Annotated in this window: 7 protein-coding genes; 5 read left to right on the top strand and 2 right to left on the bottom strand. The window is 37.9% G+C overall.

Features of this window, described 5'->3' with window-relative positions:
• Window positions 1–2: 2 nt before the first annotated feature.
• Window positions 3–623: a thymidine kinase gene (locus tag R2782_RS09280; protein WP_371267951.1), complete on the bottom strand. Its 621-nt coding sequence runs from the start codon at window positions 621–623 to the stop codon at window positions 3–5.
• Window positions 624–725: 102 nt separating this feature from the next.
• On the opposite strand from R2782_RS09280, the gene R2782_RS09275 reads away from it, so the two are divergent.
• From R2782_RS09275 to recJ, 4 genes are read left to right on the top strand one after another with little or no spacing between them, the layout of a single operon-like run.
• Window positions 726–1,685: a hypothetical protein gene (locus R2782_RS09275; RefSeq protein WP_371267950.1), complete on the top strand. Its 960-nt coding sequence runs from the start codon at window positions 726–728 to the stop codon at window positions 1,683–1,685.
• Window positions 1,686–2,363 (top strand): 16S rRNA (cytidine(1402)-2'-O)-methyltransferase, encoded by a 678-nt coding sequence (rsmI, locus tag R2782_RS09270; protein ID WP_371267949.1) that lies wholly within the window; start codon window positions 1,686–1,688, stop codon window positions 2,361–2,363.
• 30 nt (window positions 2,364–2,393) lie between these two features.
• Window positions 2,394–2,816: an OsmC family protein gene (locus tag R2782_RS09265; RefSeq protein ID WP_371267948.1), complete on the top strand. Its 423-nt coding sequence runs from the start codon at window positions 2,394–2,396 to the stop codon at window positions 2,814–2,816.
• 21 nt (window positions 2,817–2,837) lie between these two features.
• On the top strand, window positions 2,838–4,526 hold the full coding sequence (recJ, locus tag R2782_RS09260) for a single-stranded-DNA-specific exonuclease RecJ (RefSeq protein ID WP_371267947.1): 1,689 nt from the start codon (window positions 2,838–2,840) through the stop codon (window positions 4,524–4,526).
• Here recJ and R2782_RS09255 read toward each other — a convergent pair.
• Window positions 4,523–5,269: a UDP-2,3-diacylglucosamine diphosphatase gene (locus R2782_RS09255; RefSeq protein ID WP_371267946.1), complete on the bottom strand. Its 747-nt coding sequence runs from the start codon at window positions 5,267–5,269 to the stop codon at window positions 4,523–4,525. The genes recJ and R2782_RS09255 overlap by 4 nt on opposite strands.
• A gap of 209 nt (window positions 5,270–5,478) precedes the next feature.
• Here R2782_RS09255 and R2782_RS09250 point away from each other — a divergent pair, with 209 nt between their 5' ends.
• Window positions 5,479–12,120, top strand: coding sequence for a choice-of-anchor L domain-containing protein (locus R2782_RS09250; RefSeq protein WP_371267945.1), 6,642 nt, complete (start codon window positions 5,479–5,481; stop codon window positions 12,118–12,120).
• Window positions 12,121–12,158 lie beyond the last annotated feature (38 nt).

Raw genomic sequence — 12,158 nt, 5'->3', positions numbered from 1 at the left:
GCTTAGCTTTTTGATTTGTTTTCAGCTTCAATTTTGTGTTCGGCTTGTTCACGCATAGCATGATAGTATGCGGCTCTGCTTAATGGTTCGTATTCTTCGGTTTCACCTAACATAACCAATTTGTCATTGTCAGCTTTTCGGAAACTGTAATTGGCTAAATTTCCGGTTCGGGTACAAACGGCGTGCACTTTTGTCACATATTCAGCTGTTGCCATTAATGCCGGCATTGGGCCAAAAGGATTTCCTTTAAAATCCATATCCAAACCGGCTACAATTACTCGAATGCCTGAATTGGCTAAATCATTGCAAATGGTCACAATTTCATCATCAAAAAACTGTGCTTCATCAATACCAACTACATCGCAGCCTTGAGCTAAAATTCGAATGTTAGCAGCAGCTGGAACAGGTGTAGAACGAATTTCATTTGCGTCATGCGAAACCACCATTTCATCATGATAACGCGTATCGATGGCCGGTTTAAAAATTTCCACTTTTTGCTTAGCAAACTGAGCTCTTTTGAGTCTGCGGATAAGTTCTTCTGTCTTTCCTGAGAACATCGAACCGCAGATAACTTCGATCCAGCCAAATTGTTCTTTATGATTTACGGTATTTTCAAGAAACATTTTCTACTTTTCTAGCTAAAGAATAACATATTTTATGTTATTTTGTATCAGAAACAAATTTATAAAATTCCATTCGCTAAATTCAATATAATTGTAAAAGTTATGAAGAAAAAGTTAGAAGCAGATTTAATTAGTATTGCACACCGCATTTTAAAATTAAAAGGAAAAGAAGATGTCGTTCAATTGCATCAGGAAGCTCAAAAATTATATGAAAAGTTAGCGGTTCTTCGGTTTTATGAAGAAAACATTAACGTGCTGAAAAATGAAATTTCAGAAGAAAAATTAGAAGAAAAACTTTTTACTGAAACTCCAACTCAACCGGAAGTTGTTGTAGCGGAAGAAAAAAAACAGGAAGTTGATACAGAAATTTCTGCCGAAACCGTTGAAGAGGAGGCTCTTCAAGAGGTGGTTCCAGAAGAAACTATTGAAGAGGAAATAGTTGTGGAAAGAGAGGTGGAAGAAGAAATAGTTGTAGTAGAGGAGGATGATATTACAATGGAAGCGGAAGCAGAACCTGTCCAAGAAGAAATAAAAGATGAAAAAGAGGAATCTGTTTTTAGTCCGTTGTTTGAACTAGCATCTGAAGAAGAGGAAAAACCGTCTGCCAAAATGGAACAAAAACAAATTTCGTTTGAAGATTTACTTGGGACAGATTATAAAGAACCGGAATTTGTAAAAGTAAATGACGTTCCGAAAGAAGTGGAAAAAGTAACCGAAATTTCATTTGAAAAAATTGAAGAAACAGGTATCCATGAGGTAAAATTTGAAAACAAAGTAGAGTCCTTTGCTGCAAAAACAGAAATAAAAACTTCTTCCCTAAACGACACACTAATTAAAGGAATCAACATTGGTTTAAACGATCGTATTGCGTTTGTAAAACATCTGTTTGGTGGTAGTAACGAAGATTTTAACCGTGTCGTTTCGCAAATCAGCACCTACGATTCGTTTGAAGAAGTGCAACAATTTATTGTGGATATGGTAAAACCCGATTATAATAATTGGGAAGGAAAAGAAGAATATGCCGATCGTTTTATGAATTTGGTGGAGAAAAAATTTGCCTAGATGAGCAAACTCTACATCGTTCCCACACCCATCGGAAACCTAGAAGACATGACTTTTAGAGCCATCAAAGTGCTCAAAGAAGTAGATTGCATCTTAGCCGAAGACACTCGAAACAGCGGAAAATTGTTGAAGCATTTTGAGATTGGAACGCACATGCAAAGCCATCACATGTACAACGAACACAAAACGGTGGAAGGTTTGATCAAACGTTTGCAAGCCGGAGAAACCATCGCATTAATTTCCGATGCCGGAACACCAGCGATTTCCGACCCTGGATTTTTACTCACTAGAGCTTGTGTGGAAAATAATATTGACGTAGAATGTCTGCCTGGAGCAACCGCTTTTGTTCCCGCTCTGGTGAACAGCGGTTTGCCAAACGATAAATTTGTATTTGAGGGGTTTCTCCCAGACAAAAAAGGAAGACAAACACGTTTTTTAGCTTTAGCCGAAGAAGTTAGAACGATGATTTTTTATGTTTCTCCACACAAATTAAATAAAACTTTAGCCGAATTTGTGCAGTATTTTGGTGCTGAAAGAACAGTTTCTGTTTCCAGAGAACTATCAAAATTGCACGAAGAGACCGTTCGCGGAACAGCAGCTGATGTTTTAAAACATTTTGAAGCTAAACCCGCCAAAGGTGAAATTGTAGTGGTAGTTGGTGGAAAATCTTCAAAATAAAAACACGTCTTATTTTAAAATTACTTTGGAATGACACATCAAATTTCTACAAAATGGTTAGGTGGAATGGCGTTTGAAGCGACCAATCCCGGAGGAAATTTCAGAATTGATGCCGATATTGAAATTGGTGGAACAAACAATGGACTTCGTCCAAAGGCTCTGATGTTGGATGCGTTGGCGGGTTGTACCGGTATGGATGTGGCGTCTTTAATACCCAAGATGAAAATTGCTGTACATTCCTTTCACATTGATATAGAAGGTGATTTGACGGAAGAACATCCCAAATATTATCATTCGGTTCGTGTGGTTTACCATTTTTATGGAAATGATTTAGAAAAAGAGAAATTACAAAAAATTGTCAATTTATCAGTAGAAAAATATTGTGGCGTTATGGAAATGTTTCGTAAATTTGCCCAAGTGGATGTGAAAATTGAGTACCATCCAAAAGTATAAGCCATTCAAAATTAATACACTATGCGTTGGACCATCAAACCAAAGCCGGAACCACAGTTGGTTTCGCAATTAGCTAACGAACTTAATGTTAGCAAACTTATCGCCTCACTTTTAGTACAAAGAGGCATCACAACTTTTAATCAAGCCAAACAATTTTTTCGACCGTCTTTAAACGATTTGCATGATCCGTATCTGATGAAAGATATGGATAAAGCAGTTCAACGAATTGAAAAAGCTATTACTAATCAAGAAAACATTTTAGTTTTTGGCGATTATGATGTGGATGGAACAACGGCTGTTTCACTGGTTTCTTCCTACTTAAAAACGATTTATCCTAATATCGCCACCTATATTCCGGATCGCTATGACGAAGGTTACGGCATTTCATATAAAGGAATTGACTTTGCTGATGACAATGGTTTTTCGTTAATCATTGCCTTAGATTGTGGAATAAAATCAATCGATCACTTGGCGTATGCCAAAGCAAAAAACATTGATTTCATCATTTGTGACCACCATCGTCCGGGTGAAATTTTACCCGAAGCCATCGCCGTTTTAGACCCAAAAAGAAGTGATTGTACTTATCCGTATGACGAACTTTGTGGTTGCGGAGTTGGCTTTAAATTAATTCAGGCATTGGCACAAAATAGAGGAGAAACAATTGATGATTTGATTCCGTATTTAGACTTGGTTGCTACAGCCATTGCGGCAGATATTGTTCCGATGACGGGAGAGAATCGCATTTTGGCTAAATTTGGTTTAGAAGTAATCAATTTAAATCCACGTCCCGGAATTACAGCATTGATTCAAAATGTAAAGAAAAAAGTACTCACGATAACCGATGTCGTTTTTATCATTGCACCTCGAATTAATGCCGCCGGAAGAATTAAGCACGGCAATCACGCAGTTGAATTATTGACTGAATTTAATTTAGAACAAGCGGAACAATTTGCTTCTGAGATTGAAGGATATAATCTGGATCGAAAAGATTTAGACAAACAAATTACTGTTGAAGCCTTGGCTCAAATTGAAGAAAACAACGAAAAAGAAAAATTCACAACCGTGGTTTACAATGAAAATTGGCACAAAGGTGTAATTGGAATTGTCGCTTCGCGTTTGACGGAAACCTATTATAGACCGACTTTAGTTTTTACGAAAAGTGGCGATAAATTGGCCGCCTCAGCTCGTTCTGTAAAAGATTTCGATGTGTATAATGCATTGGAAAAATGCTCCGAACATTTAGAACAGTTTGGCGGACATATGTATGCGGCAGGAATGACGTTGAAAGAAGAAAATTATATACAATTTAAAGATGCATTTGAAAAAGTAGTTCAGGAAACGATTCATCCCGATTTGTTAATTCCAGAAATTTCAATTGATGCCGAAATAGATTTAACAGAAATTAATCCGAAGCTAATTCGTCTTTTACATCAATTTGAACCATTCGGTCCCGAAAACATGACTCCGGTTTTTATGGCAAAAAATGTTGTGGATACCGGTTATGGAAAAACACTAGGTCAAAACGATGAACATTTGAAATTATTTGTCAAACAAAATAACTCAGAAGGTTTTGGCGTAATAGGTTTTGGTTTAGGAAAAAAATTAGAGCTAACCAAAAATCATCAACCGTTTGAAATGGCTTTTTGTATTGATGAAAATGAGTTCAATGGAAATGTTACGGTTCAATTAAGAGCGAAAGATGTTCGTTAGTTTTTGAATTCTTTCAACTCAAATTTTTCTCCATCAAAAACTCCGTATGTAAAATAACCAATCCAATCGCCTAAATTGATGTAGGTTGAATTTTCACCTACTTTCAATTGCATGGGTAAATGGCGATGGCCGAAAATGAAATAATTATAGTGTTTGAATGTCAGTTTTCGTTTGGCATATTGCACAAGCCATTCGTTTTCTTCGCCTAAAAATTTGATATCCTCATCTCCGGAAATTAATTTGTTTTTAACAGATAAATATTGAGCTAATTTCACGCCAATATCCGGATGCAACCATCGAAACAACCATTTTGAAAAAGGATTGGTAAACACTTTTTTCATGCGTTTGTAACCTTTGTCCCCCGGACCTTTTCCATCGCCGTGACCAATTAAAAAGGTTTTCCCGTCAAATGTATATTCTTGATTATCATGAAAAACAGGAATATTTAATTCTTTTTCAAAATAATCGTTCATCCACAAATCGTGATTGCCAACAAAGAAATAAATCGGAATACCATTGTCGCGAAGTTCAGCCAATTTGCCTAAAACACGCACAAATCCTTTGGGAACAACCGTTTTGTATTCAAACCAAAAATCGAATAAATCGCCAAGTAAAAAAAGAGCTGTTGCATCCTGTTTGATTTCATCTAACCAAACTACAAATTTTTGTTCTCTTGGGAAACTAGCTTCAGGTGTAGGAGCCCCAAAATGTTGATCAGATGCAAAGTATATTTTTGTTTTCAAATTATTATTTTGAATGTCAAAGATACAAAAAATGTTTGTTGCTCATTTTATTCCCAAAAAAAGGCTTTTTTGTGAATATCTAAACATTTTACCGCTTTTTTGTGAATTACATCGTTGATTCCTTCATTTTATCGTTTTTGCATTTTCCTCCATGTTTTTTTTTCTATTTTAGTTGTCTAAATAACAACAACCTAAACAACTTTATTTTTATGAAAAAAATTACTTTACTACTGCTGTTATTTATACTGACCGGAACGGTTTCCTTTTCTCAAGAGAATTTTGAAGGAGGAATTCCAACCGGATGGACAGTATATAATAATGGATTTGGTACCAATCAATGGACTACCATCTCAACAGTAACCAATCCCCCAACGGTGTGTGAGGGAACAATTTCTGCCTTTGTAAATGGTCGTGAAAACATTGGCGTTGGAAACACTTCTGAAAAATGGATGGTAACTGACCTAATGACCGTTCCTCAAAACGGTCAATTATTGTTCTCTACACGTTCCACAATCAATGGATTTGATAACACAACTTACCAAATTAGAGTTTCTACAGTCTCTCAAACCAGTGGATTTACCATAGTAGCTCAATGGACTGAGGCGGAGTTGAATACAATATTCAACATCTGCGAAGAAAAAACAGTCGATTTAGGAGTTGCAGGATTTGCTGGACAAGATATATACATTGCTTTTGTCATGTTGGTCACTCAACCTACAGCTGCTCCCACCGGAGACAGATGGATTGTAGATGATATGCGATTGGTCGAACAGTGCATCAATCCGGAAAACATACAAGTAGGTGGTATTTCGTTAGATAGTGCCACGATTACTTGGGATAATCCCGGTGGGGCTTCTCAATTTGAAGTTGAAATAGTGGAATTCCCTAACACTCCTACCGGATCTGGTGAAGTAGTCTCCGGAACTTCCTACAATGCAACCGGACTCTCGGCTACAACTCAATACGAAGTATATGTTCGTGCGGTTTGCGAACAGAGTAATAGTGAATGGGTTGGTCCGGCAAATTTTTTAACCACTTCTCCCGGACAAACGTGTAATGCCCCTATCCAAATAACCTCTTTACCTTATTCAACTACAGACAACACTTCCGGATATGGAGATGATGTTAATGGAAGCCCGGGTACAGGTTGTGGAAGTGCTAGTGGTTTCTTAGATGGAGATGATGTTTTTTATTCATTCACAGCACAAAATAATGGTGTTATTAATATTACAATGACACCTACCGGATCATGGTCCGGATTATTCGTATATAACAGTTGTGCAAATGTTGGAGTTAGTTGTGTTGCCGGTGTGGCCAATGGAGATCAAACTCCCAGAGTGATTGATTTACCGGTAACTGCCGGTCAAACGTATTATATTGTTATTTCAACTTGGGCTGCACCACAAAGTGTTGCTTATACTTTAACGCTGCAAGTTGTTAATTGTCCACCACCAGCTTCACTTTCCGCAGCTAACATAGGACAAACATCTGCAGAACTCTCATGGTCTAATCCAAGTGGTGCAACAGCTTGGGAAGTGGCGGTACAACCCGCGGGTTCAGGTATTCCAAGTGGTTCAGGTGAACTTGCAACAACTAACATAGATTTTCCTGTTGATGAATTGACACCAGCAACTGCCTACCAATATTATGTTAGAGCAGATTGTGGCGACGGGACATTCAGTGTTTGGTCAGGACCATTTTTGTTTAATACCACTATTTGTGACCCAAGTGAACAGTGTACCTACACTTTTAGGTTGCAGGACAGTTTTGGTGATGGTTGGAATGGAGCAACAATGTTAGTTCGACAAAACGGAATTACTGTGGCAACTTTAGGGCCAACATTTACAAATGGCTCTGGGCCGGTAGATATTACTGTTTCGCTTTGTGACGGACTGCCTTTTGATTTATTCTGGCAAAATGGTGGTGGCTTCCCTACAGAAGTTAGAGTTTCAATCATTAACCCTCCTCAGTTTAATCAGACACTGTATGCTTTAACAACATCTTCACCCGGATTGGTTGGTAGCGTCTTATACTCTGGAATTGTAGATTGTAATAATCCGGCTTGTTTACCCCCAAGCGGTGTAGCCGTTACTAATATCGGAGACACCTCTGCTACAGTATCATGGCCTCCTATTACCGGAGTAACCCAGTACGAGGTAATTGTTTTACCTGCAGGTTCTCCCGCACCAACAGAAGTCAGTACTGGTGAAGTTGTTACTGGTAATTCGTATGAATTAACCGATTTAACAGCCGCTACATTATATGATGTGTATGTTAGAGCAATTTGTTCAACGCCTACACCAAGTAATTGGACAGCACCAACAACGTTTAATACAACTATTTGTGAGGTGTCTGAACAATGTTTGTATTCTTTTGTTTTGACCGATAGCTTTGGTGATGGATGGAATGGAAACACGATGAATGTCACACAAAATGGTATTGTAGTTGGAGTTATTGGCCCAACTTTTACAAATGGTTTGGGACCGGTTACTGTCACAGTACCACTTTGTGATAATTTACCTTTTGAATTGTTCTGGAATACAGGTGGTAATTTTGCCTTTGAAGTAGGCGTTGAAATTATTGATCCTTTTGGAGAACAATTGTTTATAAAATTACCGGGTGAAGGAACACAAGGCACAACATTATTTTCTGGCTTTGTGAGTTGTACACCGCCAAGCTGTCCTAAGCCAAATACATTAGTAGCTTCAGCTTTAACACAAACCGGTGCTACCTTAACTTGGAATGAAATTGGAACAGCCACATCATGGGAAGTAATCATTTTACCTGCCGGTTCTCCTGCACCTCTTCCAACAGATACAGGTGTTGTTGTTTCAGAACCAACATATACAGTAAATGATTTAAATCCCGGAACTGCTTATGTGTTTTATGTAAGAGCCATATGTGACATAAATGACTTAAGTAATTGGGCCGGACCAAGAGCTTTTGTTACTTTAATTGCAAATGATGAGTGTGATAACGCAATTTCTGTCCCTGTAAATCCGGATACAAATTGTGGACAAACTGTAAGCGGAACTGTTATTGGTGCAACAGCCTCCTCACAACCTAACACTTGTTTTGGAACAGACGATGATGATGTTTGGTTTGAATTTGTAGCAGAAACAACTGCACACTCTATTGATTTATTAAATGTTACCGGCTCTACCGCAGATTTATTTCATGTTTTATATGAAGGGGATGAGTGTGGAAATTTAACACAATTATACTGCAGTGATGCTAATCAGAGTGTTGCTACAAATTTAACCCCTGGTCAAACCTATAAAATTAGAGTTTACACATGGACAGCAACTCCAAATCAAACTTCTACTTTTGATATTTGTATTGGTACTATTCCTCCTCCAATTTCAGCAAATACTACGCAATATACTGTGCCGGAATTGGTACAAGACGTTTTGATTAATTCTACTTGTGCGTTGGTGAGTAACATTACTTGGTCTACGGGAAGTAATTTTGGATCTACCAATGGAATAGGTTATTTTGAACAAAATGGATCAACATTCCCTTTTGAAAATGGAATTGTAATGACAACAGGTAATGCAGCAAGTGCCCCGGGTCCAAATCTAACTGACTTGGGTGATGGTAATCAAGCTTGGGTTGGAGATAATGATTTGGAAGCAATTGTTCTAGCTGCAACTGGCAATCCTATGAATTCAAGAAATGCTTCAATTATTGAGTTTGATTTTGTTCCATTAACGGATTTTATGAGTTTTGATTTTATTTTTGCCTCTGAAGAATATGGAACCTATCAATGTAATTTTTCAGATGCCTTTGCTTTTTTATTAACTGATTTAAGCACTAATACTACAACCAATCTTGCAGTAATTCCTAATACAAATGTTCCTGTATCAGTTGTTACTATTCGTGATCAGGCTCACAACCCTGATTGTGATTCTGTAAATCCTGAATATTTTGATAATTTCTATGAGTTACCAACCGGATTAAATCCTTTGGGAGCCCCTACTAATTTCAACGGATTAACTATCCCAATGACAGCCTCATCTACTGTTATCCCTAATAACACCTACCGTATTAAGTTGGTTATCGCTGATCGTTTAGATAACTCTTTCGATTCAGCTGTATTCTTAAAAGGTGGAAGTTTCAATATTGGTGATATTGAATTAGGGGAAGACTTTTTAATTGCTTCCGGAAATGCTTTGTGTCCTGGAGATACTACAGTAATTGATTCGGGTTTAAACCCGGAAACATTTACCTTCCAATGGCTTTTAGATGGAGATATTATTGCTGAAGAAACAGGTTCTTCTATTGTAGTTGATGAGTCGGGACAATACACGCTTATAGCACAATATACTAACACCAATTGTAGTACTTCAGATTCGATTGTGATTGAATATTTTGATGATTTTGTAACTGGTGAACCAAATGATTTATACTTCTGTAGTGCATCAGGCTTTGGTACGTTTGATTTAACTCAAAATGATGAGCCGTTGACAGCTCCTTTAGGAAACAATTATGTTATTGGATATTATTTAACTGAAGAAGACGCTACACTTAATCAAAACGTTATTGCTAATCCAACTGCATTTAACAATACAGAAAATCCTCAAACCATTTATGTCAGAGTTTCTCCTGTGAGTGGTGACTGTTTTGCGTTGAATAATTTTCAATTAATTGTTGAAGACTTAACTCCTCAGTTTACGATAACGGCTGATTTCTCTATTTGCGAAGGTGCTACAGGAACGATTGAAGTAACACCAACCAACTATGATCCGAATTCTGTTTCTTATTTTTGGACAGTTGATACCAATCCACTTCCTGATACAACCAGTTCAATTTCTGTAACAACAGCTGGTATTTATGAAGTTACTGTTGACTTTGGAGGATGTGCTAATACAGCATCTTCAACGGTGACAGTTATTCCTTTTGTTGATGTAGAACCAATTGAGGATATTTCAGCTTGTGATATTTTTGTACTTCCTGAACTTTCAGTTGGAAATTATTACACACAAACAGGTGGAGCCGGAGAGCAACTGATTGCCGGTACAGAAATTACAGAAACAACCACGCTATTTGTTTATGTTCAAAACAATGATTGTTCTGATGAAGAATCGTTTACTATCACAATTAACACAATAGTTGCAGATGTTTTTACAGATGTAACAGTTTGTGAAAGTTACACATTACTTAATTTAAGTGCTAATAATGCATATTATACTCAAGCAGATGGTTTAGGAACACCCTTACTTCCAGGAGAAGTTATTACAGAAACAACTACGATTTACATTTATGCAAGTTCTGAAACTGTTCCAAACTGTATAGATCAAAGTAGCTTTACTGTCACGGTATCCACTGAGATATTACCAACGTTCGATGTTATATCAGTATGTCAGGGAGTAGAGCCACCGGTTTTACCGACTACTTCTTTAGAGGGCGTAACGGGAACTTGGAGTGGAGTGATTGACACGAGTGTACCGGGAATGTTTGATTTCACATTTACACCGGATGGCACACAAGAATGTGCTATTGCGACAACAATAAGTGTTGAAGTTCGTCCTACTGTTGTGGCTACATTTGAACCGATAACTACCACGTATTGTCAGGGAGCTATGGCAGATGCTTTACCGGTTTCGAACAATTCTGTACCGGGAACATGGTCACCGGCAGTCATTGATACGGCTACCTTGGGAGAAGCTACTTATACCTTTACCCCTGATGCGAGTGTTGAGTGTCAAGATACAACAGTAATAACAATAACAATCAGTACCCCAGCAACGCCTTTATTTACGGCTTTAACCACAACGTATTGTTTAGATGATACTCCGAATGCTTTACCTTCTGTATCAGAGAATGGTATAAATGGAACATGGAATCCTTCGGCAATAGACACTTCTGTTCCTGGAGAAAATGTAGAGTATGTATTTACTCCTGCTATGGGTGAATGTGCTGATGTTGTTTCGGTGTTCATTACAATCAACGATAGAGTTGTGCCAACTTTTGCACAAGTAGGTCCATTGTGTGTGGGAGAAACAGCAAGTTTACCCCAGACATCACAAAATGGAATTACAGGAACATGGAGTCCTGCCTTTAGTAGTGCAACAGCAGGACAAACCACGTATACTTTTGAGCCAAGTGAAGGTATTTGTGCTACAACACAGACGATGACTGTTGAGGTTATTGCCCGACCATTGGTTGATACAAGTGTAGACCAAATACTTTGTGCTACAGATGGAGACTATGTGTTACCGGCGTTAACCAATGGTGTTTACTATTCAGAGCCAAACGGAATGGGTAATGTACTTACCACAGTTACCGTTAGTACTACTCCGCAAACGGTTTATATCTTTGCTCAGGGTACTTTAGCAGGATGTTCATCAGAGTCTAGCTTTACGGTTACTTTTGTATCAGTAGAGGCAGATGAGTTAAGTGATGTTGAAGAGTGTACACGCTACTTCTTACCGGAATTATCAACAGGTAATGCGTATTACACAGGTCCCGGTGCCACCGGCACTCAATTATTTGCCGGACAAGCTCTGGAAGAAGATCAAATGGTATACATTTATGCCGGAACATCGCAAGGATGTTTTGACGAATCATCTTTTGAGGTAGTGATAAAGAATTGCGGCATTCAAAAAGGGATTTCACCAAACGCTGACGGGCTGAATGATTTCTTTGATTTAACAGACTTTGATGTTCGAAAGTTATCTATCTTTAACCGTTACGGAACTAAGGTATATGATAGAACAAACTACAGCAATCAGTGGTATGGACAAACCAATAGCGGTGATGAATTACCCGATGGTACGTACTACTTTGTGATAGAGTTCAATAACATTGAAGCTAAAACCGGTTGGATTTATATCAACAGAGAGCGTTAGTAGATATACATAACTCACCATTACAGAAAAACAGTAAT

This window comes from Flavobacterium sp. (assembly GCF_041392085.1).
Taxonomy (GTDB): domain Bacteria; phylum Bacteroidota; class Bacteroidia; order Flavobacteriales; family Flavobacteriaceae; genus Flavobacterium.
Note: the sequence above shows the minus strand (reverse complement) of the source record. Positions and strands in the feature narration are given on the sequence as shown.

Excerpts from the sequence above, each read along its gene's own strand:
- R2782_RS09280 (WP_371267951.1), bottom strand. The coding sequence starts at position 623 with ATGTTTCTTGAAAATACCGTAAATCATAAAGAACAATTTGGCTGGATC.
- R2782_RS09275 (WP_371267950.1), top strand. The coding sequence starts at position 726 with ATGAAGAAAAAGTTAGAAGCAGATTTAATTAGTATTGCACACCGCATT.
- rsmI (WP_371267949.1), top strand. The coding sequence starts at position 1,686 with ATGAGCAAACTCTACATCGTTCCCACACCCATCGGAAACCTAGAAGAC.
- R2782_RS09265 (WP_371267948.1), top strand. The coding sequence starts at position 2,394 with ATGACACATCAAATTTCTACAAAATGGTTAGGTGGAATGGCGTTTGAA.
- recJ (WP_371267947.1), top strand. The coding sequence starts at position 2,838 with ATGCGTTGGACCATCAAACCAAAGCCGGAACCACAGTTGGTTTCGCAA.
- R2782_RS09250 (WP_371267945.1), top strand. The coding sequence starts at position 5,479 with ATGAAAAAAATTACTTTACTACTGCTGTTATTTATACTGACCGGAACG.